Raw genomic sequence first — 24088 nt, 5'->3', positions numbered from 1 at the left:
GGTGATCGGGTGAGGGGCGACCTTGGCGAGACGCTGGCCCGGCTGGCCCGGCGCGAGGAGGCGCTGCGCCGCAGGACCAGTGACCGTGACGACACCTCGACGCCGCGTCCGGCGGGTGGCCCGGAGCACGGCCCGGGTGGCCGGGTCGACACCAGCGGGTCGGGCCGCCATGACGCGCGACACGCTGGGCGGGACGAACCCGCCGACGCCGCCGGATGGGGGCCGGTCGAGGCGGTGGCCGAGGCGGTACGCGAGGTCGTAAGCGCCCACCCGGGGCTGGCGGTGACGGTCCACGTCGAGCACGACGGCCGGACGTACCCGCTGCGGGTCGACTGGGACGGCCAAGACGTCACTGTCGGTCCGGCACCGGCGGCACCTGCTGTGGCACCGGTGGAGCCGCCACCGTCCTGGCCGCTGTCCGGTCGGACGGTGGCGGCCTGGACACCCGGCCCACACGGGTTGACGCCGGACCCGGCGGCCCGCCTGGCAGAGTTGATCCGGCGCGATCCGACGCTGCTGGACGAGGTGGATCCGGGGCGCTGATCGCCACGGCTGGCCGACGGCGGCTACGGTCGGGCGGTGGCGCAACCCGACCTGACTCTGATCGCGAGCCTGCGGCCCGCGGCGCTGGACGCCCGACGGGGCATCGTACGGCTGCACCCGGAGGCGCTGACCGCGCTGGGGTTACGCCCCGGTGACCCGGTCCGGCTGGCCGGCCGCCGGGAGACCGCCGGGATCGTCGCGGCGGCCGACGCGGGCGCGAGCAGTGCCCTGCTGTACGCCGATGACCTGACGCTCGGCAACCTCGGGCTGCGCGACGGCGGTCAGGTGCGGGTGTCGCCGCTGCCGTTGACCCCGGCGGGCCGGGTCACACTGGCCGGGCCTGTGGAGGTGGTCGCGGCGGTCAGTCCGGAGATGCTCCGGCTGGCCCTGTTGGGCAAGGTGCTCACGGTCGGCGACGACGTGTCGCTGCTGCCGCAGGACGTGCTGCCGGACGCCTCGGTGCGCAGCCTGGTCGAGGCGGCCCGCCGCAGCCTGTCCACAACGATCGGGTTCGCCTGGACCAGCACCCTGCTCACCGTTGTCGCCGTCGAGCCGTCCGCCGGGTCGCTGGTCACCATGGACACGCAGGTCGGCTGGGAGTACGGCCGGGCCACCCACGGCCCGACCGCCGGCCGTTCCTCCGCTCCGGCCGACGCCAGCCCGGCCGCCCGGCGTGACGCCACCCTCGCGCCGGAGACGGACGACGTGGACGACGCGCCCGACGTCGACGAGTTGCCGGGGCTGCGAGCCCAGGCCGAGGAGCTGACCGAACTCCTGGATCTCGGCTTCCACCATCGGGAGGTGCTGGGCCGGTTGGGCACCACGATCTCGCTCGGTGTGCTGCTCGGCGGGCCGGCCGGCTCCGGCAAGTCGGCGCTGGTCCGGGCCGTCGCGGCAAAGGTCGGTGCGCGCGTACACCCGCTGTGGGCGCCCGAGGTGGCAGCGCTGAGCAACCAGGCCGCCGCCGACCGGCTGCGGTCCGTGGCGACGGCTGCCCGCGCCGACGGGCCGGCGGTGCTGCTCGTCACCGACCTGGAGGCGCTGGCCCCGGCGGACGAACCCGGCCCGCTGGCCACTGTGTTCCGGCAGGTGCTCGCGGAGAGCGTCCGGGCCGGCGTCGCAGTGGTCTGCACCACAAGCCGACCGGAGGCTGTCGACCCGGCGCTGCGCGCACCCGACCTGCTGTCGCTGCGGATCAGCATCCCGCTTCCCGACCCCGCCCTGCGCCGCGAGCAGCTCGGCGTCCTGACCCGGCAGGTGCCGCTCGCCGACGACGTCCGGCTCGACGAGGTGGCCGGGCGTACCCCCGGGTTCGTCGCGGCGGACCTGGCCGCGCTGGTCCGGGAGGCCGGGGTACGCGCCGCGCTGCGGCAGAAGTCCGCCCAGACTCCTACCGTGTCGATGGCCGACTTCACCGCCGCCCTGGAGGTGGTACGGCCCACGACGATGGCCGCGTCGACCCTGGAGTTGGCCTCGGTGACGCTCGACGACGTGGGTGGGCTCGACGAGGTCAAGCAGACGTTGACCGAGTCGGTGCTCTGGCCGCTCACCTACCCGGACACCTTCGCCCGGCTCGGCGTGCAGCCGCCCCGCGGTGTGCTGCTCTACGGCCCGCCCGGCTGCGGCAAGACGTACCTGGTGACGGCTCTGGCCGGATCGGGGCGGGCGAACGTGCTGTCGGTCAAGGGCGCGGAACTGCTCTCCAAGTGGGTGGGTGAGAGCGAACGGGCCGTACGTGAGCTGTTCCGCCGTGCCCGGGAGGCGGCGCCGACGCTGATCTTCCTGGACGAGATGGACGCGCTGGCACCGGTACGCGGGCAGGCCACCGACGGGGGCACGACCGATCGGGTGGTCGCCGCCCTGCTCACCGAACTGGACGGGGTGGAGACCCTGCGCAACGTGGTGGTCATCGGCGCGACGAACCGGCCGGACCTGGTCGACCCGGCGCTGCTGCGGCCGGGCCGGTTGGGGCGGCTTGTCTACGTGCCGCCACCGGACGCGGAGGCCCGCGCGGAGATCCTGCGGGCCGCGTCCCGACACGTACCGCTGGCACCGGACGTCGACCTGGCCTCCCTCGGCGAGGAATTGACCGGCTTCTCGGCGGCAGACTGCGCGGCGCTGGTCCGGGAGGCGGCGCTCGCGGCGATGCGGGAGTCGCTTGCCGCCGCCACAGTCACCGCCGCGCACGTGGCCATCGCGCGGGAACGGGTCCGCCCGTCGCTGGACCCGGCTCAGGTGGAATGGCTCGCCAAGTACGCCGCCGAGCGGGGCTGACCGGCTCGGCGACCGGTCAGACGAGCTTCAGGGCGCGGACGACGTAGAGCTTCAGCGCGCGGGCGGCGTAGAGTCGAGGCAGATCTCGGCGTGCACCTTGCCGCCGGCCTCGCGCAGCGTCGCACCGCACTTCTGAAGGACCGCTATCGCGCCGGCGTTGTCAGGGGTCGTCTCGGCCACCACATTTCGCATGCCGGCCCCGGCCGCGGCGATGAGCAGCCCGCGCAGGGCGGCGGCGCCGATCCCCTGCCCGCGCGCGGACCTGCCGAGCCACATCCCGGCCTCCACCGTGCCCGGCTCGTCACAGCGAGTCATCCTGATCATGCCCAGCACCTCGCCGCCGACGGTGACGGCGTACATCTGCGAGCCGGTCGGGCCGTCCAGACCGCCGAAGCTTCCCCGGTGGTAGTTGCGGAACGCTTCCCGACGGGCGAGCGACCAGCCGGCGGGCGCCTCGACCGGGGGCATCACGTCATCGGGTTCGGCTTCAGCAGCCGCTACTGAGAGCAACGACTCAAGGTTCCGCTCGTCCACCGGCTCCAGCCGGACCGCACCTGGCACGTGCCGCAGTCTGCCGTTCCCATCGGCTGAAGTCCACCCCATTGGCCTTGCACTGGCGGTCCGGTCACCGGTACCGGCCGGTCGGGCGCTCGGGGTGTTCCTCCTCACGCTCCGTTGCCGCCCTTCGAGGTGACAGGGATTCAGACGGCGGACTCGAACTCGCAGAACACCACCGAGGCGTCGTCGGTCGCCTTGTGCCGGCGTAGCCGGTCGGCGTGGTCGCGCTCGGCGGCCCGGACCCGGTCGATGAGCGCCGCCGGCCCGTCGGCGCTCAACTCGTCCAGCAACCCCGGCCAGTCGGTCAACCCGAACTGCTCGACCGCGCTGGACGCGCCGTCGCTGAGCAGCGCCGCCCGGCGCAGCGCCCCCGGGCCGCGCCGGGGCACCGTCCCGGTCACCGCGTGGAACGCAGCATCCGGGTCGGCCGCCGCGACCCAGTAGCCGTGGGTACGGTTCATCCGCTCCCGCTGGACGCCCACCGCGTGCCGGAACCGGGTGACCGGGTCCGCCGGCCCGGCCGGTACGGTCGCGACCATCTGCCGCAGCTCGGTCATCGCCACCTCCAGCCGGTCGTCGGTCACCACCCTGATGTGACCGCCTTCGTCGAGCACAAGCGGGCTGTCGCAGAGCACCAGGTAGTCCACCTGGTCACCACGGTCCCGCAGCAGGCACACGGTGCTGGACGGCGTACCAGGGTGGTCGAGGTCGCACTGCCCGCCGTGGTCGGCGCGGACGGCGAGGATGGCGGCGGCCAGGTTGCTCGTCAGCCGGGCCGCCGGGCGTACCGCCTCGGCCACCGCGATCCGGGCGGCCAGGTGCCGGACGTACCACTCCGGCCCGTGCACGCATCCGGTGTCGAAGCCGTCCGGCACTGTCGCGCCGTCCAGGACGCCGACAAGCGGGCCGACCTGGAACGCAAGATCCTCGTTGACCTCGCGGCCGGGGGCCGGCGCGGACGCGGTGCGGACCCGCATCATCGGCGCGGTCCCCGCCCGGCCGACCGGGTCACCGGTGCCGGAGGTCGTCGACGGCCGCATGCGTCTGCCCCTGCACCTTCCCGGCGGCGGACCGGCCCTGCTCCCGGACCTCGGACATCCCCTGCTCGGCGGTGGACCGCACCGACTGTGCCGCCTGCTGCGCCGGCTCCCGCAGGTTGTCCCGGACCTGGTGGCCAACCTGGCTCGCCTGGTCGCGCAGCTGATCGGAGTGTTCGCTCACCATGTCGCGGGCCCGTCCGGCCAACTGCCGCTCCCGCCCGCTCGGCGGGACCAGGGACGCGGCCAGCAGCCCGACTCCGAAGGCGACCAGACCTGCCGCGAGTGGATTTCCCTGCGCCTGCTCACGGGACTGCCGCCCGAGTGACCGCGCCTCGTTGCGTGCCGAGTAGACCGCACCCTGCGACTGGTGCCCCAACGACCGGGCCTCGTCGCGCACCGAATTGGCCATGTGCGACATCCGTTCGCTGGACTGCTGACGGTTGTGGCTCGTGCTGCCCATCACCTTCTCCTTCGCTCGGGTGAACGCGCCACGCGCCTCGCCCACGCGGTCACCGGCGATCCGACGCGGGTTCATCTTGTCGGTCAACGCGTCGATATCGTTGCTCAACTCGTTGCGGGTCGTCTCGATCTCCCGCCGGATCCGATCCGGATCATTCGACATGACCTGCTCCCCTCGCGACGTGGTCACCGGCCCCGCAGGGCGTCCGGCATCTCCTGCGCGCTCTGCTTCGTCCGTGGCAGCACGGCACGCAACTGGCGCGCCTGGTTCCGCGCGTTGACGAAGAGGCCACCAGCGATGACGCCCCAGATGATCGCGACGATCAGCGCGGCCCAGCCCTCGTCCATCGTGTTGGACAGACCCCACCAGACGGCGTACGACACGAACAGCACGGCCAGGAACCCGGCCAGCCCCGCCCCGCCGAACATGCCTCCCGCCTTGCCGGCCTGGGTGGCCTCCTCGCGGAGTTCGGCCTTGGCCAGTTCGATCTCCTTGCGCACCAGCGTGGAGAGATCCCTGGTCACGTCACCCATCAGGTCGCCGACGGACGCCTGGGTCCGCTCCTTCTCCGGGGCGCTCACGGTGCCACCCCACCCGGCACGTCCCGTTCCGGCTGGCCAGGCGGCGAGACGTTCTGCGCCCGAGCCATCCCGCTGTACGGCTGCGGTCGCGCGCCGGCTGTCTCGCCCTGTGGTGGTGGCCCGCTGGACATCGCCACGCTGCTGCCACCGCCGGTCAGGCTTCGGGTCAGCCGTCCGACCAGCAGCCCGGCCACCGCCGCGCCAGCGAGAAAGGTGCCGGGATGCTGCCGGGCGTACGTCCGCACGTCGTCAAGCACCTCACCGGGCTCCCGTCCGTCGAGCCAACCGGCGGCGCGTTCGGCGGCGTCGGCTGCCCGCCGGACCGCCTGCCCGGCCAGCCCGGAGTCGCCGTCCCGTTCGGCCATGGAGTGGAACCCTTGTCCCAGGTCGCGTAGACCGTCGACGGCCCGCTGCTGCTGCGACCGGGCCTGTTCCCGAAGCTGGTCGGTGGCTTCTCCGGTCAGGTGCCGGGCCTGTTGACGCGCCTCGGCGGCCACCTGCCCACCCTGCTCGGCGGCGGTGTGGGCAACCTGGCCGCTGGCCTGGGCAGCCTGGTGCCCGACCTGGGACGCCTCCTGCCGTGCCTGTTGGGCCCTGCCGGTCGCACCTTGCGATGGCCGGCTCGGGTTGGCACCCGTCATGATCCCTCCCCCCGTCGGACCGCAGCCGCTGAGCAGCGGCTCGGTGTCCCCGGTGCCTACCCGTCGGGCCTGGCGACATGCTTTGGCCGACTGCGGCGGACCGGGCACCGGGGACGCCGTACTCAACAGGGCATTGTCGGTACGGGCGCGACGGCCGCTTCGGGGCGCGCGCGGAGGACGGATTTCCGCTCAGCGGCGGCGGTTACGGGCGCGTGACGAGCGCAGCCGGCGGAGCCGGCCGATCAGCACGGGGTCGGCCGCGAGCGCGGCCGGATTGTCCAACAGCCCGTTGAGCAGCTGGTAGTAGCGCGTCGAGGAGAGCCCGAACGTGTCCCGGACGGCCTGCTCCTTGGCACCGGCGTGCCGCCACCACTGCTGCTCGAAGGCGAGGATCGCCAGCTCCCGCGCGGTCAGTCCCGCAGCGGCCGGTTCGGCCGGTTCGGCCGCAAGCTCGTCGTCCAGCCCAATGTCGTCGTCCAGCCCGGCGTCGTCGGTGCTCTCGACCTGTGGCGCCGGCCGGGGCGTCGGAACGCTCGGCGAGCCGACGCCGGTCGTGTCGCCCGGACGAGCGTCGATGGACGGCTCGGGGGCGGCCGGGGAGGCGTCGGCGGGCATGACGTTCAGCCTAACCAGGGACGACCAAGGTCGCAGCAGCCGGCACGGCCGGCCCCGCTCGTCGGATGACCGACGGCCGGACCGGCCCCGCCGCTGTCGTCGCCTGTCGGGCTGACGCCGGTCAGGAGATGTCGCGCCGCCGCATCGCCCAGAGCGCCGCGCCGAGGATCACCACGACGCCGACCGAGAACAGCACAGACGACTGCTGCCAGGTGATGTCCATGGTGGCCGGGTTGCACTCGCCGTAGTAGTTCGCGTTGCAGGAGTTCCAGTCCTCCAGGGTGATCTTCTTGGTCATCCACGCCAACGCGTACGTGGGCAGCAGCCACGCCTCGGCGAACCGTACGCTCGCCATCGACAGCAGGATGCCCAGCCCGAACTGGCCGACCACCATGAGCGCGACGACACCACCGAGGGCCATCGCCGTGTGCCGGCCGAGCGAGGCCAGCGCGAATCCGATGGTGGTGATGACCAGCACCAGGGCCACGCCGCGCAACCCGGTCAGGGCGAACGACTGCCAGGCTCCGGAGGTCATCTTCTCGGTGCTGCCGCGGAATGTCGCTACCGCCCAGAACCCGGCGAACCAGAGCACCGCGGCGGGCAGCGTCACCGCCAGGACGCCGGTGAGCAGCGCGGCCAGCTTGGTGAGCAGTACGGTGAGCCGCTTCGGTCTCCAGAGCAGCAGGTTCATCATGCCGCCGGTGCTCCACTCGGCGCCGATGAAGGACGCGCCGATCACGAACCCGACAAGCGCGAGGATCGCCGCGAACGGAACCAGCGTCTCGTCGAACGTCTCGCGGAAGTTGAAGGTCGAGGGCAGGAACCACTTCGCCTCGATCTGGTCGCGGCTCGGCGCCGTGATCACCGAGCAGTCGGCGGGGTAGCGGCCGTCGTTCGGTGTGCCGGCCGCCTTGGCCCGCTCGCACTCGACACGCTCCTGCTCGCTCCAGCGCACCTGCTCCTGGTGCTGCTGGTCGGCCTGACGCTCGGCCTTGGCGAGCTGAGCGGCGTCGATCTTCTGGTTGGTGAAGAAGACACCGACCACCACCGCGGCCAGCACCAGCAGGCCGAGCAGCGACATGTAGCGGGTGAAGCGCCGCTTGGCGAGCCGGCGCAGCTCCGTACGATAGAGGCTCACGCGCCCCACCCTCCTGCGGCGGCGCCGGGCTGGCCCGTCCCACCGACCTTTGTGGACTGGTCGACCTGCCGGTTCTGACCGGGGACCGGCGCGGTGGCGGTGAGTTCCAGGAAGACGCTCTCCAAGTCGACCGCGATCGGAGCCAGCTCGCTGACGTATAGGTGCTGCTCGGCGAGCAGACGTGTGACGGTTGCCGGCTTGTCGACGCCGGCCAGCATCAGGTGGTCCGGGTGTGCGGTGACCCGGACGCCGGCCCGGGTGAGCGCGTCGTTGGCCGCCGGCAGGTCGCTCACCGCCTCCAGCCGGACCCGGACTCCCCCGGACGAGTGCTGTGCGAGCACCTCGTCGACCGGGCCGAAGGCGACCCGCCGCCCGAGCGAGATGATGGTGACCGAGTCGCAGATCAGCTGGATCTCGCCGAGGATGTGGCTGGACAGCACCACCGTCATGCCGTGTTCGGCGAGTGTCCGCATCAGCGTGCGCATCTCGCGGATGCCGCCCGGGTCGAGGCCGTTCGCCGGCTCGTCGAGGATGAGCAGCTTCGGGTCCTTCAGCAGGGCGGAGGCGACGGCGAGCCGCTGCTTCATTCCAAGCGAGTACGTCTTGACCCGCTCGCCGGCCCGGTCGCGCAGCCCGACCATCTCCAGTGCCTCGTCCACGCGGACGGCGGGCACCTCGCCCGCGCCGGCCAGCAGGGACAGCGTGTCGCGGGCCGTGAAGTGCGGGAAGAACTGCGGGCTCTCGACGATCGCCCCGACCTGGCTGGCGACTGTGGACAGCGCGTGGGGCACCTCGTGACCGAGCAACGCCATCCGGCCACCGTCGGGCCGGATCAGGCCGAGCAGTGTGCGCAGGGTAGTCGTCTTACCGGACCCGTTGGGGCCGAGGAAGCCGTGCACCTGCCCTGCCTCGACCCGCATGTCGAAGCCGTCGAGCGCGTTGCGGGTGCCTCGTCGACGACTCTTGTACGTCTTACGTAGACCTTCGATCTCCAGGACAGCTGGCAAGCTGCACCTCCCCCGATGGTGGGCGTGACAGCCGACACCATACGCGGTATGCAGGCGCGCGCAATACCCGGTATGCATCGACGCGCCGATCGATGTATTCCATTGACGGAGCGTGACTGCTCAGGCGCAGACGACCTGCACTCCCGCCGCCCGGAAGGCGTCCACCACCTCGGGTGCGGCACCGGAGTCGGTGACCAGGGTCTCGACCCGCTCGACCGGACAGATCCGGGCGAAGGCGTGACCACCCAGCTTTGACGAGTCCGCGATGATCACCACTCGCTTGGCGCGGGCCACCATCAGGTTGTTCATGGCGGCCTCCCCCTCGTGGTGGGCAGCCGCGCCGAGCTGCGGGTCGATCGCGTCGACGCCCAGCAACGCGACGTCAAGCGTGACCTCGCGCAGCAGCGCCCCACCCAGCGGGCCGACCAGTTCGAACGACTTCGGGCGCACCACCCCGCCGGCCACCACCACCTTCATCCGGGACCGCACGAGCAGCTCGTTGGCGATGTTCAGCGCGTTGGTCACCACTGTGAGCTGGGCGCCCTCCGCGCTGGTGTTCAGGTCCGGCCGTACGGCGAGCGCCCGGGCCACCTCGGTGCTCGTGGTGCCACCGTTCAGGCCGACCACGGTGCCGGGCGTGACGAGTGCGGCGGCAGCGGCGCCTATCCGCTGCTTCTCCGCCGAGTGCTTCGCCGTCTTGTAGCGCAACGGCAGGTCGTACGAGACCCCGTTGGCGACCGCGCCACCCCGCGTGCGGGTGATCATCTGCTGCTGGGCGAGCTGGTCGAAGTCACGCCGGATGGTGGCCTGGGAGACGTCCAGCCGCTCGGCTGCCGCCTCGACGCTTACCCGGCCGTTGTCGGTGAGCATCTCGAGCAGGGCGTTCCATCTGGCGTACCGGTCCACCGAGGGCCCTCCACTGACTGCACGAACGGTGATTGATTGCGTGCACACTAGTGCGCGAAACTAGGTGGGCGCAAAAGACAGACCTGCGCGAACGGCCGGCCGGTTGCCACAGCCACCCCGGTTCGCGCAGAATGACGCGCGAAATACGGATGTAACGAGCCGTATTGCGCACAGCTCGGCTGCGAGGGAGTTTCCCATGACGTACGTGGACGCGGAGATCGCGAGCCAACCCGACTGCTGGCGGGAAGCGGCCCGGCTGTCCGGCGTCGTACACGGCGACCTTCCGCGCCCCGGCGAGCGGGTCGCCGTCGTCGGTTGCGGCACGTCGTGGTTCATGGCGATGGCGTACGCCGCCCGCCGCGAGCAGAGCGGCCAGGGCGAGACCGACGCGTTCCAGGCGTCCGAGTTCCCCGCCGGCCGCCGCTACGACCGGCTGATCGCCATCACCCGCTCCGGCACCACCACGGAGGTGCTGGAGCTGCTCGCCGCGTTGCGCGGGGTCACCCCCACCACAGTCATCGTCGGCGACCCGGCGTCCCCGGCGGTCGACCTGGCCACCGCCGCGGTGACGATGCCCTTCGCCGACGAGCGGTCGGTAGTGCAGACCCGCTTCGCGACCACCGCTCTGGCCCTGCTGCGCGCCCACCTCGGCGACCCGGTGACCGCGCTCGCCGCCGACGCCGAAGTGGCGGTGCGCTCCCCGCTGCCGATCGACCCGACAACCATCGAGCAGGCCACCTTCCTCGGTCGGGGGTGGACGGTCGGGCTGGCCCAGGAGGCCGCCCTGAAGTGCCGCGAGGCGGCCACCTTCTGGGCCGAGGCGTACCCGGCAATGGACTACCGCCACGGGCCCATCTCGATCGCCGGCCCCGGCCGCCTGGTCTGGGCCTTCGGCGAGCTGCCCGACGGGCTGCCCGAGGACGTTGCGGCCACCGGCGCGGCCTTCGTGCACAGCCGTACGCACGGCTGGCGCACTGTGCTCGGCAGTTGGTCGGCTGGTCGTACGCCTGTCGATCCGATGGCCGACCTGATCCTGGCCCAGCGCTTCGCCGTCGCGCTGGCGACAAGCCGCGGCCTCGACCCGGACGCGCCCCGGCACCTCACCCGGTCCGTGGTGTTGGCGTGAGCGCGAGGAGTGAGCCGGGTTTGCGAGCCCCGCAGTCGCGAACCGAGGTGGCACCGTGAGCGCGAGGAGTGAGCCGGGTTTGCGAGCCCCGCAGTCGCGAACCAAGATAGCGCCGTGAGCGCGAGGAGTGAGCCGGGTTTGCGAGCCCCGCAGTCGCGAACCGGGCTGACACCGTGACCGACGGCGTCGCCGACCGGGTGGTCGTTGCGTTGGACGTCGGCGGTACCGGCATGAAGTGCGCGCTGGTCCGGCCGGATGGCGTCGTGGTCCGCGCCGAGCGGCACCCCACCGACGCCGGGCGCGGCCCGTCCGCAGTGGTCGCCACAATCCTCGACGTCGCCGACGGGCTGGCCGCCAAGGCGCGCGCCGACGGGCTCACCCCTGTCGCGGCGGGCGTCGCCGTGCCGGGGGTCGTCGACGAGGCGCGTGGGGTCGCTGTGTGGTCGGCGAATGTGGGCTTCCGGGACGTACCGCTGCGGGATCTTGTGGCGATGCGGCTCGGCCTGCCCACGGCGCTCGGTCACGACGTGCGCGTCGGTGGCCTGGCCGAGGCGCGGCTCGGCGCCGGGCGCGGCACCGGCCACGTGCTCTTCGTGGCGATCGGCACAGGCATCGCCGCCGCCCACGTCGTCGACGGTGTGGCTGCTACCGGCGCGCACGGCGCCGCCGGCGAGATCGGCCACATCCTGGTACGCCCCGACGGCCCGCGCTGCGGCTGCGGCCGGCCGGGCTGTCTGGAGGCGTTGGCCTCGGCCTCCGCGATCGGCCGCCGGTATGCGGAGTTGGCCGGTGGAACGCCCGAGGTGACGGCGGCGGGGGTGGTCGAGCGGGCTACGGCCGGCGAGCCGCTCGCCGCGCAGGTCTGGCGGGAGGCGGTCGAGGCGCTCGCCGACGGCCTGGCCACCGGTCAGGCGCTGTTCGACGTGGCGACGATAGTGCTCGGCGGTGGCCTGGCCCAGGCCGGGGATCTGCTCCTCGACCCGCTGCGGGTGGCGTTGCGCGAGCGTTTGACCTTTCACCGGGAGCCGCGACTGGTGGTGGCGGCTCTCGGCGACGAGGCGGGCTGCCTCGGTGCCGCCCTGTTAGCCCTGGACGCCGCAGGCGTCGGTGACCCTCAGGAGGAACGATGACGGTACGGGTGAACGGCCGGGTGGTGACCCCGACCGGTGTGATCCGGCAGGGCTGCGTCGAGTGGGACGGTGAGCGGATCACCGCCGTGGCCGAGTACCCGTCGGTCCGGGACGGGCACTGGATCCTGCCGGGTTTCGTCGACATGCACACGCACGGCGGTGGCGGGCACACCTTCACCACGGGCGACGCCGACCAGGCCCGTGCGGCGGCCGGGTTCCACCTGAGACATGGCACCACCACCCTGCTGGCCAGCCTGGTCAGCTCGCCGTTTCCGGTGATGCGGGCGGCCACCGAGGCGTTCGCACCCCTTGTCGAGGAGGGCGTGCTGGCAGGTGTCCACTTCGAGGGCCCGTACCTCTCGGACGCCCGCTGCGGCGCGCAGAACCCGGAGCACCTGCGCGACCCCTCCACCGACGAGCTGGCCGAGCTGATCGAGCTGGGTCACGGCACGGTCCGGATGGTCACCCTCGCCCCGGAGCGCGACGGCGCGCTGGAGGCGATCAAGCTGCTCACCGCCGCGCGGGTGGTGGCCGCCGTGGGCCACACCGACGCCACGTACGAGCAGACCCGCGCCGCGATCGCCGCGGGCGCGAGCGTCGGCACCCACCTGTTCAACGGGATGCGGCCGGTGCACCACCGTGAGCCCGGCCCGGTGGTGGCGCTGCTCGAAGCGCCAACGGTGATCTGCGAGCTGGTCGCCGACGGGGTGCACCTGCACGACGGAATGTTGACGTTCGCCACGACGACCGCCGGCCCCGACCGGGCAGCGCTGATCACCGACGCGATGGCCGCAGCCGGAATGGCCGACGGCGAGTACGAGCTGGGCGGCCAGGCCGTCACCGTGACCGACGGGGTGGCCCGGCTCGCCCGTGACGGCGCGATCGCCGGCAGCACGCTGACGATGGACGCGGCGCTGCGGCACGCGGTGGACGCCGGCATCCCGATGGCGGACGCCGCCCGGATGGTGGCCACCACGCCGGCCCGCGCCATCGGTCTCGGCGACCGGGTGGGTGCCCTTCAGGTCGGCCTCCGTGCCGACCTGGTGGTGCTCGACGATGACCTGAACGTGGTGCGCGTGCTGCGCGGCGGCTCCTGGGTGGAGTGATCGCCGACGCGGGTGCTGCCTGCCGCGAACAGCGGGCGGGATCAGCCTGCGGTGGGAACCTCGACGCCGAGGACTGCCTGCTCGTCGGGACGGTGCACAAGCACGTCGGCCAGGTACGACTGGACGGCGTGACGCATCCCGACGTCCCGGCCGGCCTGCTCGGAGAGCAGCCACTTGTGCTCGATGATCTGCGCGAACAGCTCCTGCGGCTCCAACTTGCGGCGTAGGTGCGCGGGCACGGCCCGGACCACCGGCTCGAAGACCTCGGTGAGCCAGCGGTGCGCCGCCTGCTGCTCGTCGATCAGGTCGCTCTCCGCCCGGTAGGCGTCCAGGTCGTTGAGCAGCTTGCGGGCCTGGTTCTCCTCGGCGTCCAGGCCGGTGAGGCGCAGCAGCCGCCGGGTGTGGTAGCCGGCGTCGACGACCTTCGGGCGGACCAGGTAGCGCCCGCCCTCGATCGTCGACATGGCCACCTCGGCCACGTCGAAGCCCAGCTCGTTGAGGCGGCGGATGCGACCCTCGATGTCGTGCCGGGCCTCCCGCTCGATCGCCTGCTCGTAGGTGATCTCGTGCCAGAGCCGTTCGTAGCGCTGCACGACCTCCTCGCAGACCACCTCCGGGTCGATGGACTCGTGCAGCAGGCCGGCGGCCTGGAGGTCGAGCGCCTCACCGAAGATGTTCACCCTGGCGATTTCCAGGTCCTCGCCGCGCTGGCCGTTGGAGAGCGAGTTGTGCAGGGCGCCCGTCTCCGCGTCCACCAGGTAGGCGGCGAACGCGCCAGCGTCCCGGCGGAACAGCGTGTTCGACAGCGAGCAGTCGCCCCAGAAGAAACCGGTCAGGTGCATCCGCACGATCAGGGCGGCGAGGGCGTCCAACAGCCGGCTCATCGTCTCCGGACGCAAGGTGTGCGAGAAGAGCGCCCGGTACGGCAGGGAGAACTGAAGGTGCCTGGTGATCAGCACCGATTCGAGGGGCTCCCCGTCGTCGGTCTGCCGGTCGGCGACCACCGCCACCGCCTCCACCGACGGGAAGTCGATCCGCTCCAGCGCCCGCAGCAGGTCGTACTCCCGCTCGGCGATCCGCTCGCGGGTCTCCTTGAACGCGTACACGTAGTCGCCGAGCCGGACGAACCGGACGATGTGCCGCGAGATGCCCTGCGGCAGGGCCACCAGGTGCTGGGCAGGCCACTCTTCCAGCGGTGTCGACCAGGGCAGGTCGAGCAGCGCCGGGTCGACGAGGGCAGAGGTGATCCGCACGGGCACAAGCATGACGGTTCGCCCTCGCATCCGCCGCACATCGTGGCTCGGCCCACAGCGCTGAACACCTCACCGCACGCCGGGCCGGTAGCGTGGTCGCGTGCTCAAAACTTCGGGGGTACGACGTGAGCTGCGGTTGCGTCCCGTCCGGCCGGCCGGCTGGTGGTTCGACGCCCTGCTGCTTGCCGGACTGGTCGGGCTGACCGTCGCGCTCGCCGCCGACCAACTGTTCGGGCTGGACCGTGCGGTCGCCGACTGGGCCGACGGGCACCGGCCGACTGTCGCGTACTGGGTGGCGCGGGTGTTCAACCTGCTCGGCCAGGGCACCCCGCTGACCCTGATCGCCGCTGGGCTGGGCGTGTTGCTGGCCGTCCGGCTCCGCTCGGTACGCCCCCTGCTGCCGCCTGTCGTCGGGTTCGTGCTGACCTACCTGACGATCCGTCCACTCAAGGTGTGGACCGCCCGCGCCGCGCCGAGCGCAAGCGTCAAGGAGCCGTTCCTGCCTCCCGAGCAGACGCTGCCGCTGTTCCACGACGACCTGCCGGTCCGGTTCGCCCAGTCCTACCCGTCGGGCCACGTCGCCAACGCCATCGTCTGGTACGGCGTCATCGCTCTGCTGCTCGCCCCGCTCGCGCGCAGCTTCGGCCGGCAGCTCCCGGCCCGGTTGGTCACAGTGATCCGGGTGGTGCCGCCGCTTGTCGTCCTCACCACCACCACCTACCTGGGCTGGCACTGGCTCACCGACTCGGTGGCCGGGCTGCTGCTCGGGCTGCTGCTGGACCGGCTGCTGCACCGGGTGCCCTGGGACGACCTGCCGCTCCCCGGCCGGCTACGCGAATGGGACCGGCCGTTCACCTCGTACCCCTAGGGTCTCGGCTCGTGGATCAACTGGCGCGGCGGCTCGGCGTACCCGATGCGGTTGTCATCGGGTTGGGCTCGATGCTCGGCGCGGGCGTCTTCGTGGTCTTCGGCCCGGCCGCGGCGGCGGCCGGCGGCGCCGGGCTGCTGCCCGCGCTGCTGCTTGCAGGCTTCATCGCCTACTGCAACGCGACGAGTTCGGCGCGGTTGGCGGCCCGCTACCCGGAGTCCGGCGGCACCTACGTCTATGGACGGGAACGCCTCGGCCCGCTCGCGGGCTTCGTTGCCGGTTGGGGGTTCGTGGTCGGCAAGACGGCGAGCTGCGCGGCGATGGCGTTGACGATCGGGGCGTACCTGTGGCCGGGGCAGGCCCGGCTTGTCGCAGTCGGCGCGGTGCTCGCGGTGACCGCCGTGAACCTGCGGGGGATCGGCAAGACGGCCACCGCCACGAAGGTGCTGGTGGCTGTGGTGCTCGCGGTGCTGGCCCTGGTGGCTGTCGTCGGCGTGGCGGGCGGGCCGGTGCACCTGGACCGACTGACCGACTCCGGCGGCTCCGCGCGAGGTGTGCTCACCGCCGCCGGGCTGCTGTTCTTCGCGTTCGCCGGGTACGCACGGATCGCCACACTTGGCGAGGAGGTCCGCGACCCGCGGCGGACCATTCCCCGCGCGGTGCCGCTGGCGCTCGGCGCGGTGCTCGCGATCTACCTGGTGCTGGCAGTGGTCACGCTCGGCGTGCTCGGCGCCGACCGCCTTGCCGGTTCCGCAGCGCCCCTTGTCGACGTGGTGACCGCCGCCGGGCTGCCGGGCCTTGCCTGGGTGGTCCGCGCCGGGGCGACCATCGCTGTCGTGGGCGTGCTGCTGTCCCTGGTCGCCGGGGTCGGCCGGACCACGCTCGCGATGGCCCGCCGCCGCGACCTGCCCGGGGCGCTGGCCGCCGTGCACCGGGTGCACCAGGTGCCGCACCGCGCCGAGCTGGCCGTGGCCGCCGTGGTGATCGTGGTGGTGCTTCTCGGCGACGTACGCGACGCGATCGGCTTCTCCAGTTGCACGGTGCTGGTCTACTACGCGATCACCAATGCGGCGGCGCTGACCCTGGGCCGGGACGCGGACCGGCGACTGCCGGTCCGCGTCCTCGCCGGTCTGGGGCTTGTCGGCTGCCTGCTGCTCGCTGTCAACCTGCCGTTGGGCAGCGTCGTCGCGGGCTTCGGGGTGCTCGCCGCCGGTGTCGTCGGGTACCTGGCGCTTGGTGCCCGCCGCCGACCGGAGTAGCGCCCACTGTCAGCGGCTCAGCCGCCGGTAGCGGCGCACCGCCAGCGGCGCGAACACCGCGATCAGGACCACCGGCCACAGCACCGCCAGCAGTATGGCGTTCTCCGCCGGCCAGGAATCGCCACCCAGACCCGGATTGCCGAACAGGTGGCGGATCGCCGCCACGGTCGCCGACAGGGGGTTCCACTCCGCTATCGCACCGAGCCACCGCGGCATCAACTCGGGCGCGACGAAGACGTTGGACAGGGCGGTCAACGGAAACGCCGCAGGGAAGACGATGACGCCTACCGTGTCCGGGTTGCGAACCAGCAGCGCGAGGTAGATGCCGGCCCAGGTGATCGCGACGCGCAGCAGCAGGAGCAGCCCGACAGCGAGCAGCGCCCGGCCCACGCCGTCACGCCACTGCCAGCCGACGAGCAGGCCGCAGACCAGCAGTGTGGACATCTCCAGCAGGGCACGGATGAGATCGGCGGCGCTACGGCCCGCCAGCAGGGCGGAACGCGCCATCGGCATCGACCGGAAGCGGTCGACGACGCCCCGGCTGAGGTCCAGCGCCACGCCCGTCGCGGTGGCGCCGAGGCCGTACAGCATCGTCATCACGAAGACCCCCGGGAGCAGGAACTCCCGGTAGTTGCCGCCACCTGGCACCTGCATGCCGCTGCCGAAGACGTACCCGAACACCAGCACGAACATGATCGGCAACGAGAAGTAGAGGATCAGCTCCTCCGGCGCGCGGATCACGTGGGTCATGTTCCGCCTGGTCATCGTCCAGCCGTCGGTCACCGCCGTCGTCATGCCACAGCCGCCTCTCGTGCGGCCGACCCGCGCACCCCGTCCGACAGGTGCCCGGTCAGGTGCAGGAACGCCTCGTCGAGCGTCGCGCGACGCAGACCGATGTCCTCGACAGCGATGCCGGCGTCGTCAAACGCCCGCACCACGTCGATCAGACCGGCGACCCGGTCGGCGACCGGCGCGCTCACTCGCCGGATCTCCGCATCCCGCTCGGGCTGCACGCCGCACACCCGGGCGACGATCTGCTCGGCCCCGGCCAACTGCGCCGCGTCCCGCACCACCACCTCGATCCGGTCACCGCCGGTCATCGACTTCAGCTCGTCCGGCGAGCCCTCGGCGACCACCCGCCCGGCGTCGATCACCGAGATCCGGTTGGCGAGCTGATCGGCCTCCTCCAGGTACTGCGTGGTCAGCAGCACAGTGGTTCCCTCCGCCACCAGGGCGCGGACCAGGTCCCACACCTGGTTGCGGCTGCGCGGGTCCAGGCCTGTCGTCGGTTCGTCGAGGAACAGCACACGCGGCGTACGGATCAGGCTGGCGGCCAGATCCAGCCGACGGCGCATCCCGCCCGAATACTCACCGGCGGACCGCCCCGCAGCCTCGTCGAGCCCGAACCGTTCCAGCAGTTCGGTGGCGCGTCGACGGGCTGCCTTCGGGCCGAGCCGGAACAGTCGACCGAACAACTCCAGGTTCTGCCGGCCGGTGAGGATCTCGTCGACCGCCGCGTACTGCCCGGTCAGCCCGATCCGGGCACGCACCTCGTCGGGCTGACGCAGCACGTCGAAGCCGGCCACCGTTGCCCGGCCGGTGTCGAACCGCAGCAGCGTGGCAAGGATCCGTACCGCAGTCGTCTTTCCCGCGCCGTTCGGACCGAGCAGCCCGTGGACCGTACCGGCCGGCACTGCCAGGTCGAACGTGTCGAGCGCGAGGGTCGGGCCGTACCGCTTGCCCAGCCCCTCGGCGACCACTTCGAATGTCGTCATGCCACGACGGTGCATGGCAGCGCTGACCGATCACGCACCGTCCGCTGACGGCTGCTGTTCAGGCACTGTCACGGTGGTCTGCTCCGCCTCGGCGATCTGCGCGAGCACCAGCATGATCTCCGTACGGGTGGCCTCGCCGACGTACCAGCCGGTGAGTCCGCCGACCAGCGCCGCCTCGCAGAGCCGCCTGGCCTCGGCGAGGTCGCCGCGCAGCTGTGCCACCCGGGCGAGGCCGAGCCGGGAGGCGGACACGAACTCCGGCGCGCCGCTGCGCTGGGCGAGGTGCAGCGCGTCAGCGAAGTCGTTGTGCGCCGCCACGAGGTCACCGGCGCGCAGCCGGATCTCGCCACGCGTACGCATCATGTCGGCCCGGTCGACGACCGACCCGAGTTGCTCGGCCAGGCCCATTGCCTCGTCCAGCAGATCGCTCGCCGTGTCCGGGTCGTCCTGCCAGGCAGCGACCTCGCCAAGCGCGCCGAGTGTGATCATGGACCCCCACCGGTCTCCGGCACCCCGGAAACCGTCGAGCGCGACGCCGAGCGAGGTCCTGGCCCGCTCCCACTGACCCGTCGACATCTGCGCAGAGCCGAGCCCCATCGTGCCGAGCGCGTTGATCCAGACATCCGTGCCGGCCAGCCGCCGCAGGTGCCGCATGAGGTCGTCGACGTCCTCGACACCGCCGGCCGGCGGTCCGTTCGAGATCCCCGACAGATACAGCAGGAAGGGCTGTCGAGGCAGCCTGTCGAGGCCGTAGAGCAGCGGTTGCTCCGAGCCGAGGGACGACAACTGGCCGAACCTTCCGAGCGAGGCGTTGTAGACGCAGAGGGCGTACTCCTCGCCCAGCCCTGGCGGTGCCTCGGTGCCGAGCAGGTCGAGGACGGCAGCAGCCAGCCGGGCACCCTCACCGCGCATGCCGCGCAGCCACCAGTAGAACGACAGGGCCGCGACAAGCCCGGCCGCCTCGGCCGTGTCACCGGCAGCTGTGGCGCGACGCAGCGCCGTGTGCAGGTTGTCCCGTTCGGCGTCGAGCCGTCGCAGCCAGCGCACCTGATCCGGCCCGCGCAGGTGGTCACCGGCTTTCCAGGCGAACTCCAGGAAGTACGCGGTGTGCGCGCGCCGCAACTGCTCGGTCTCGCCGGCCTCGGCGAGGCGTTCGGCGCAGAAAGCGCGCACCGTTTCGAGCATCCGGTATCGGCCGCCGGCCAGCTCCACGAAGGACTTGTCGGCAAGACCGGTAAGCGCGTCGACAAGCTCGGCGGTGGGCAGGCCGGAGACCCGCCCGGCCGCCTCCAGCGTGGTACCGCCAGCGAAGGCAGCCAGCCGGCGGGCCAGCCTCCGTTCGTCGTCGTCGAGCAGGTCCCAGCTCCACTCGACGACCGCGCGCAGCGTCCGGTGCCGCGGTGGGGCGGCCCGGCTGCCCACCGACAGCAGCCGGAACCGATCGTCGAGGCGGACGGCCACCTCGGCGACGGGCAGCGCCCGCAGCCGCGCGGCGGCCAGCTCGATGGCCAACGGCAGGCCGTCGAGGGTGCGGCAGATACACAGCACCGCCTCGACGTTGTCGGGCGTGACGGCGAAGCCGGGTACGACGTCGGCGGCCCGCTGGGCGAACAGCCGCACCGCCGCGAAGTCGTCGACGGCCAGCGCCGGGACGTCGGGCGGCGGCACTGTGAGCCCGGACAGCGGGCACAATGCCTCGCCGGCCAGCCCGAGCGGTTCGCGGCTGGTGGCCAGGACGCGCAGCGACGGGCTGGCGCTCAGCATCTGTGCGGCAAGCCGGGCCACGTCGGCGACGACGTGCTCACAGTTGTCGAGCACGAGCAGCAGCCGTCGCTCCGCCAACGCCTCGACCAGCCGGTCGGTCGGATGTCGGCCGTGCTCGGCCGGGGCGCGCAGACCCGCGTCGCGCAGGCCGAGCGCACTCAACACCGCCTGCGGTACGTCCGACCCGTCGGTCAGCCCGGCCAGCTCGACGAAACGGATCTCCCCGCCGGCCCGGCCCGCCGCCTCGATCGCCAACCGCGTCTTGCCCGCTCCCCCGGGGCCGGTGAGGGTGACAAGTCTCCGCTCGCCGAGCAGGTCACCGACGCGCTTCAGTTCTTCTTCACGTCCGACGAACGTGGTGAGCTGGCTCGGGAGCGCCTGCTCGGTCGCCGGGCGTTCCTCACCGCGCAGCACCGCCAGATGGATCGCGGCAAGCTCCACCGAAGGATCGACGCCGAGCTGCTCGGCGAGCGTGCGCCGCGCGTCCTCGAACTCGGCGAGCGCCTCGGCCGGCCTGCCCAGCCCGGACAGGACGCGCATGAGCTGACCTCGCGCCCGTTCCCGCAGCGGATGCGCGACGACGAGCTCCCGCAGCTCCGCAACCAGCGCGCTGTGCCCGCCCAACGCCAGCTCCGCCTCGATCCGGTCCTCGACGGCGGCCAGCCGCAGCTCGTCCAGCCGTGCCGCCTGCGCTGGTGCGTTCAGCACATCGGCCAGAGCAGGGCCGTGCCACAACTCCGACGCCTCGCGCAACACAGCCGCCGCGTGGGACCAGTCACCAGCGGCGAGCGCGCGGCGCCCCGACTCGGCGAGACGTTCGAACCGGTGCGCGTCGACGTCCTCGGGATCCACCGCCAGGCGGTAGCCGGCCTGGTGAAACTCAACCAGGGCGTCCTCTGCGGGCAGGGCCTGACGCAGCCGCGACACCTGGGATTGGAGCGCGTTGGCCGGTCCACGGGGTGGGTGCTCGCCGTACAGGCCGTCGATCAGCCGCTCGGCGGGAACGATGCGGCCCGCATTGAGCAGGAGGAGCGCCAGGAGCGTGCGCAACCGAGGGCCGCCCACGGGAAGCTCTCGCCCGTCGGCAAGCAGCACCCTGGTCGGCCCGAGGACGCGGAAACGCATGCCATGGATTGTCGCTCAGTGTCGACCGGTTCCTGCGGATCGGTCAGCCGCTCAGCGCCCGGCGGAGATCCTTCATCAGCAACAGCAGGTGCATGGGGTCGGTTGGGCTGGCCTCGAACTTGGCCAGCCCTTGGTAGAAGTCGCGGGCAGCTTCTGTCTCACAGTGAATGAGCACGGCGCGTACGCCGATGACCTCGGCGGCGGAGGCGATACGCCGCAGGGCATCGACCACCAGCGCTCGACCAAGACCGACGCCCTGGGCGCTGCGGTCGACTCCGAGCCGAGTCAGGATCACCACCGGTTGGTGGTAGCGGCCGGCCCCCTGCTGTAGGCGAGGTGAGGCATCGGCGGGAGCGACACTCCCGGCAGCCAGCGCGTAGTAGCCGACCACTCGCTGATCCGGGTGCTCGTTGTCACGCACCACGTACACCCGGGACAAGCCCGCTCGGTGGCTTTGTAGGGCATGCTCGACCAGCCACACCGACTGTGCGCGGGAGCCGCAGTCGAACCCGGTCACTGCGGACTCGGCCGACAGCGGCTCGACCGCCGAGAAGCGGGATCTCACCGCGACGCACCATCTGCCGGCGGATCGAGCACCGTTGGACCGGTCAACAGCTCCCGCAGCCCGGCGACGTCCTGCGCCGGCTCCTGCAACGCCTCGTCGAAGACCCGCCAGGCGTCCTCGTCCAGCACGAACACCCGCCGGTCGGCGAGCACATCCGCCGCGGCTTCGGTCGCCGCCTTCAACACGAACGTCGACACGCTGTCCCCGGACGCCTGACTCGCCGCCTCCAGCAACGCCTTCTGCTGCTCGTCGACCCGCAGGTGCAGTCGCTCTGCCTTGGCACTCACAGCCCGAGTGTACGCACAGCGTACGCCACCGCAACTCGGGTAGCTGGACAACGTCGGCCCGGGCTCACCGGACGCCGTCAGTTCACCTTGCCGGTCCCGTCATGTCGACGGGGTCACCTCGGGTTCGTCAGGTAGACCGCCGTTGGTCGTCGAGGGCAGATCTCCCGCCGGACGAACGGGGTGCGTCGTGTCGACCCCCGCACCTGCCTGGCCCGGCACCACGGGGGCCGCCGCCGCCAGGCTGTGCACTCCGCCGTGGACCGAGTCGGCCGGCCGGGAGACCGGCGCGGGCGGGGCGCACTGACCGGTCAGCCAGTCCAGGCCGCGTCGGCGGGCGACAACTGTGAGCCGGTCACCCGCGAAGATCACCTGACGGGGGTCGAGGTCCTTCCACCAGATCGTCCTGCCCCCACCGGTCGGAGTCCGGGCGATAAGGCGGACCTGCCCGTCCCGGCTGACCGAGCTCAGGGGACGGCCGTCCAACTCGGAGCCGGCGGCGACAGGCACCTCGGCTACCGGCAGCGCGTGCCGGTCGACAGGGATCGTGGTGATGACAGCGCGTTCGGTGAGAGCACCGATGAAGGCCGGCGCGGCCAGATAGGAGACCGATCGGGACACGCCTAGGGCAAGGGTCTCCTCGACACGTGCGGCGAAGTCGCCGTCGAGCAGGCGCAGCACCACCCGCAGGTCGTCGCGGAGGTCCCGGGCGGTCAGTGCCGCCTCCAGGTTCGCCACATCGTCGGTGGACGCCACCACCAAGGCCTGGCAGTCGGCCACCGACGCGGCGATGAGCGTCTCCGGCAGGGCGGCGTCACCGACGATCAACGGCACCTCCAGTTGCCGGGCCAGGGCACCGCCGCGCGGCTCCGGGTCCTTGTCGATGGCGACCACCTCGACGTCGTACTCGCGCAGGCGTGCCATCACCCGGGTGCCGACGTTGCCCAGGCCGATCACCACCACGTGCCCCGCCCGGGCCGGCTGCTGCCGGCCGGTGTGCAGGGCCAGCCGGGCGTTGACGATGCCGTCGACCACCACTGCGGTGATCAGCGGGATCAGCGCCAGCCCGGCCAGGTTGAGCACCACCTGCATGATCTGCGCGTCCGGTGGCTTGGCGGTGTCCGGGTCGGCGCCGCTGAGCGTTGTGACAAGCGTCAGGTACAGCGCCTCCAGCGGGGAGACGTTCTCGGCGCGGGAGATCAGTGCCCCCAGCACCGCGATGAGCGCGAGCACCAGCATCACCGCGATGCCGATCTTGCGGGTGGCGAAGCCGCGTACCGCGCGCATCAGCACCGCCACCGGACGACGCCGCCGTCGGGCGCGGACCAGCCGCCGGGCGGCGACCTCGGTGCCCGGCGGCTGACCGGTGGCCTCGGCCAGCACCAGGTCCGCGCCGGCCTGCTCGGCCGGCAGCAGCTTGACGCCCTGCTCCTCGCTGACGTGGGCCAGCGCGCACACCACGTCCTGCGGGCGGACGTCGGCCCGCCGAGCCACCCGCAGCGTCTTGTCCCGGTGCTGGAAGGAACTGGGGTCGACCTCGCCGAGCGCGGCGGCCACGAAGGCCGGCGCTGCCATCTCGGCGTCGGAGAGAACCTCGACGGGCGCCTTGAGCAGTTTGCGTACGCCGTCGGCGAGGGTGCCGTTGAACATGCGCAGCACCTGGCGGACCCGCTGGTCGACGGCCTGTGCGCACAGCGCGGCGTGCAGGTTGCCCACGTCGTCCTGGTGCAGCAGGGCCAGCCCGGTCGCACCGGCCAGCCCGGCGGCTTCGAAGGTGGCCACGTCCAGCCGGTCGGAGCGGACCACCCGGACCCCGCGCAACGCTGCCACGTCCGGGGCGTTGCGGGGGTAGCGCTCCGGCACCACGACTGTCACCCGGGCTCCGCCGACCGGCAGTTCGGTTTCGAGGATCGCGTGGGCGACGTAGTAGGCGAGTGCGTCCCGGCCGCAGATCACGTAGTGCGGGCGGGGATCCCCGGCGGCCCGTAGTCGCCAGTTCCACTCGACCGCCCGTCGCGCCCGGTCCCGCCACGGCTCAGCCATGTCCGGATCGTAGTCAGCACCACCACA

At 72.3% G+C, this 24088-nt stretch carries 23 protein-coding genes; 7 read left to right on the top strand and 16 right to left on the bottom strand.

The window, feature by feature from the left end; translation table 11 throughout:
* Window positions 1-9 precede the first annotated feature (9 nt).
* Entirely contained in the window at window positions 10-543 is a 534-nt protein-coding gene (locus ACLQ23_RS07475; RefSeq protein ID WP_355589819.1) for a hypothetical protein, read from the top strand.
* Between the two features lie 36 nt (window positions 544-579).
* Entirely contained in the window at window positions 580-2817 is a 2238-nt protein-coding gene (locus tag ACLQ23_RS07470) for an AAA family ATPase (RefSeq protein ID WP_355589821.1), read from the top strand.
* 51 nt (window positions 2818-2868) lie between these two features.
* Here the strand turns inward: ACLQ23_RS07470 and ACLQ23_RS07465 are convergent, their stop codons facing one another.
* The 9 genes from ACLQ23_RS07465 to ACLQ23_RS07425 all read right to left on the bottom strand — a co-directional run bounded on the left by ACLQ23_RS07465 (window position 2869) and on the right by ACLQ23_RS07425 (window position 9763).
* On the bottom strand, window positions 2869-3378 hold the full coding sequence (locus tag ACLQ23_RS07465) for a GNAT family N-acetyltransferase (protein ID WP_306273322.1): 510 nt from the start codon (window positions 3376-3378) through the stop codon (window positions 2869-2871).
* 140 nt (window positions 3379-3518) lie between these two features.
* Window positions 3519-4415: a hypothetical protein gene (locus ACLQ23_RS07460; protein WP_355589824.1), complete on the bottom strand. Its 897-nt coding sequence runs from the start codon at window positions 4413-4415 to the stop codon at window positions 3519-3521.
* The gene (locus tag ACLQ23_RS07455) at window positions 4384-5037 is read right to left on the bottom strand and encodes a DUF3618 domain-containing protein (RefSeq protein ID WP_355630403.1); all 654 of its coding nucleotides are present in this window, start codon (window positions 5035-5037) and stop codon (window positions 4384-4386) included. Before ACLQ23_RS07455 ends, ACLQ23_RS07460 begins: the two co-directional genes overlap by 32 nt.
* 23 nt (window positions 5038-5060) lie before the next feature.
* Window positions 5061-5456, bottom strand: coding sequence for a phage holin family protein (locus ACLQ23_RS07450; RefSeq protein ID WP_355589830.1), 396 nt, complete (start codon window positions 5454-5456; stop codon window positions 5061-5063).
* A complete protein-coding gene (locus ACLQ23_RS07445) occupies window positions 5453-6097 on the bottom strand; it encodes a hypothetical protein (protein ID WP_355630400.1) in 645 nt (214 codons plus the stop codon). Before ACLQ23_RS07445 ends, ACLQ23_RS07450 begins: the two co-directional genes overlap by 4 nt.
* 189 nt (window positions 6098-6286) lie before the next feature.
* Window positions 6287-6712: a DUF3263 domain-containing protein gene (locus ACLQ23_RS07440; RefSeq protein WP_355589836.1), complete on the bottom strand. Its 426-nt coding sequence runs from the start codon at window positions 6710-6712 to the stop codon at window positions 6287-6289.
* Window positions 6713-6833: 121 nt separating this feature from the next.
* Window positions 6834-7850, bottom strand: a complete 1017-nt coding sequence (locus tag ACLQ23_RS07435) for an ABC transporter permease subunit (RefSeq protein WP_355630397.1) — start codon at window positions 7848-7850, stop codon at window positions 6834-6836.
* Window positions 7847-8857, bottom strand: coding sequence for an ABC transporter ATP-binding protein (locus tag ACLQ23_RS07430; RefSeq protein WP_425880474.1), 1011 nt, complete (start codon window positions 8855-8857; stop codon window positions 7847-7849). The genes ACLQ23_RS07435 and ACLQ23_RS07430 overlap by 4 nt, the downstream gene beginning before the upstream one ends.
* 120 nt (window positions 8858-8977) lie before the next feature.
* The gene (locus tag ACLQ23_RS07425) at window positions 8978-9763 is read right to left on the bottom strand and encodes a DeoR/GlpR family DNA-binding transcription regulator (protein WP_053654382.1); all 786 of its coding nucleotides are present in this window, start codon (window positions 9761-9763) and stop codon (window positions 8978-8980) included.
* Window positions 9764-9959: 196 nt separating this feature from the next.
* On the opposite strand from ACLQ23_RS07425, the gene ACLQ23_RS07420 reads away from it, so the two are divergent.
* The 3 genes from ACLQ23_RS07420 (at window position 9960) to nagA (ending at window position 13125) form a co-directional block, all read left to right on the top strand.
* Window positions 9960-10889: an SIS domain-containing protein gene (locus tag ACLQ23_RS07420; protein WP_425880473.1), complete on the top strand. Its 930-nt coding sequence runs from the start codon at window positions 9960-9962 to the stop codon at window positions 10887-10889.
* 173 nt (window positions 10890-11062) lie between these two features.
* A complete protein-coding gene (locus ACLQ23_RS07415; protein ID WP_425880472.1) occupies window positions 11063-12019 on the top strand; it encodes an ROK family protein in 957 nt (318 codons plus the stop codon).
* Window positions 12016-13125: an N-acetylglucosamine-6-phosphate deacetylase gene (gene nagA, locus ACLQ23_RS07410; RefSeq protein WP_425880471.1), complete on the top strand. Its 1110-nt coding sequence runs from the start codon at window positions 12016-12018 to the stop codon at window positions 13123-13125. Before ACLQ23_RS07415 ends, nagA begins: the two co-directional genes overlap by 4 nt.
* 41 nt (window positions 13126-13166) lie before the next feature.
* On the opposite strand, the gene ACLQ23_RS07405 is transcribed toward nagA, so the two are convergent.
* Window positions 13167-14390, bottom strand: a complete 1224-nt coding sequence (locus ACLQ23_RS07405) for a DUF4032 domain-containing protein (RefSeq protein ID WP_053654390.1) — start codon at window positions 14388-14390, stop codon at window positions 13167-13169.
* A 118-nt stretch (window positions 14391-14508) separates the two neighbouring features.
* Between ACLQ23_RS07405 and ACLQ23_RS07400 the strand changes: the two genes are divergently transcribed.
* Together ACLQ23_RS07400 and ACLQ23_RS07395 are read left to right on the top strand one after the other, a co-directional pair.
* A complete protein-coding gene (locus tag ACLQ23_RS07400) occupies window positions 14509-15246 on the top strand; it encodes a phosphatase PAP2 family protein (protein ID WP_425880500.1) in 738 nt (245 codons plus the stop codon).
* A gap of 11 nt (window positions 15247-15257) precedes the next feature.
* Complete coding sequence (locus ACLQ23_RS07395) at window positions 15258-16505, top strand: APC family permease (protein WP_425880470.1); 1248 nt, start codon at window positions 15258-15260, stop codon at window positions 16503-16505.
* Between the two features lie 9 nt (window positions 16506-16514).
* Here the strand turns inward: ACLQ23_RS07395 and ACLQ23_RS07390 are convergent, their stop codons facing one another.
* The 6 genes from ACLQ23_RS07390 to ACLQ23_RS07365 form a co-directional block, all read right to left on the bottom strand.
* Window positions 16515-17300, bottom strand: a complete 786-nt coding sequence (locus tag ACLQ23_RS07390; protein WP_355589857.1) for an ABC transporter permease — start codon at window positions 17298-17300, stop codon at window positions 16515-16517.
* Entirely contained in the window at window positions 17297-18280 is a 984-nt protein-coding gene (locus ACLQ23_RS07385) for an ATP-binding cassette domain-containing protein (protein WP_355627795.1), read from the bottom strand. The genes ACLQ23_RS07390 and ACLQ23_RS07385 overlap by 4 nt, the downstream gene beginning before the upstream one ends.
* 30 nt (window positions 18281-18310) lie before the next feature.
* Complete coding sequence (locus ACLQ23_RS07380; RefSeq protein ID WP_355627798.1) at window positions 18311-21169, bottom strand: BTAD domain-containing putative transcriptional regulator; 2859 nt, start codon at window positions 21167-21169, stop codon at window positions 18311-18313.
* A 43-nt stretch (window positions 21170-21212) separates the two neighbouring features.
* A complete protein-coding gene (locus tag ACLQ23_RS07375; RefSeq protein ID WP_355589866.1) occupies window positions 21213-21734 on the bottom strand; it encodes a GNAT family N-acetyltransferase in 522 nt (173 codons plus the stop codon).
* Entirely contained in the window at window positions 21731-22021 is a 291-nt protein-coding gene (locus ACLQ23_RS07370) for a DUF1778 domain-containing protein (protein WP_355627801.1), read from the bottom strand. The genes ACLQ23_RS07375 and ACLQ23_RS07370 overlap by 4 nt, the downstream gene beginning before the upstream one ends.
* 99 nt (window positions 22022-22120) lie before the next feature.
* A complete protein-coding gene (locus ACLQ23_RS07365; protein ID WP_355627804.1) occupies window positions 22121-24061 on the bottom strand; it encodes a potassium channel family protein in 1941 nt (646 codons plus the stop codon).
* Window positions 24062-24088 lie beyond the last annotated feature (27 nt).

This window comes from Micromonospora sp. DT41 (genome assembly GCF_049841715.1).
GTDB lineage: Bacteria > Actinomycetota > Actinomycetes > Mycobacteriales > Micromonosporaceae > Micromonospora > Micromonospora profundi.
The sequence above is the reverse complement of the archived record's forward strand: the minus strand, read 5'-3'. Positions and strand labels throughout refer to the sequence as shown.

Excerpts from the sequence above, each read along its gene's own strand:
- ACLQ23_RS07460 (WP_355589824.1), bottom strand. The coding sequence starts at position 4,415 with ATGCGGCCGTCGACGACCTCCGGCACCGGTGACCCGGTCGGCCGGGCG.
- ACLQ23_RS07455 (WP_355630403.1), bottom strand. The coding sequence starts at position 5,037 with ATGTCGAATGATCCGGATCGGATCCGGCGGGAGATCGAGACGACCCGC.
- ACLQ23_RS07445 (WP_355630400.1), bottom strand. The coding sequence starts at position 6,097 with ATGACGGGTGCCAACCCGAGCCGGCCATCGCAAGGTGCGACCGGCAGG.
- ACLQ23_RS07440 (WP_355589836.1), bottom strand. The coding sequence starts at position 6,712 with ATGCCCGCCGACGCCTCCCCGGCCGCCCCCGAGCCGTCCATCGACGCT.
- ACLQ23_RS07420 (WP_425880473.1), top strand. The coding sequence starts at position 9,960 with ATGACGTACGTGGACGCGGAGATCGCGAGCCAACCCGACTGCTGGCGG.
- nagA (WP_425880471.1), top strand. The coding sequence starts at position 12,016 with ATGACGGTACGGGTGAACGGCCGGGTGGTGACCCCGACCGGTGTGATC.
- ACLQ23_RS07405 (WP_053654390.1), bottom strand. The coding sequence starts at position 14,390 with ATGCTTGTGCCCGTGCGGATCACCTCTGCCCTCGTCGACCCGGCGCTG.
- ACLQ23_RS07390 (WP_355589857.1), bottom strand. The coding sequence starts at position 17,300 with ATGACGACGGCGGTGACCGACGGCTGGACGATGACCAGGCGGAACATG.
- ACLQ23_RS07385 (WP_355627795.1), bottom strand. The coding sequence starts at position 18,280 with ATGACGACATTCGAAGTGGTCGCCGAGGGGCTGGGCAAGCGGTACGGC.
- ACLQ23_RS07380 (WP_355627798.1), bottom strand. The coding sequence starts at position 21,169 with ATGCGTTTCCGCGTCCTCGGGCCGACCAGGGTGCTGCTTGCCGACGGG.
- ACLQ23_RS07365 (WP_355627804.1), bottom strand. The coding sequence starts at position 24,061 with ATGGCTGAGCCGTGGCGGGACCGGGCGCGACGGGCGGTCGAGTGGAAC.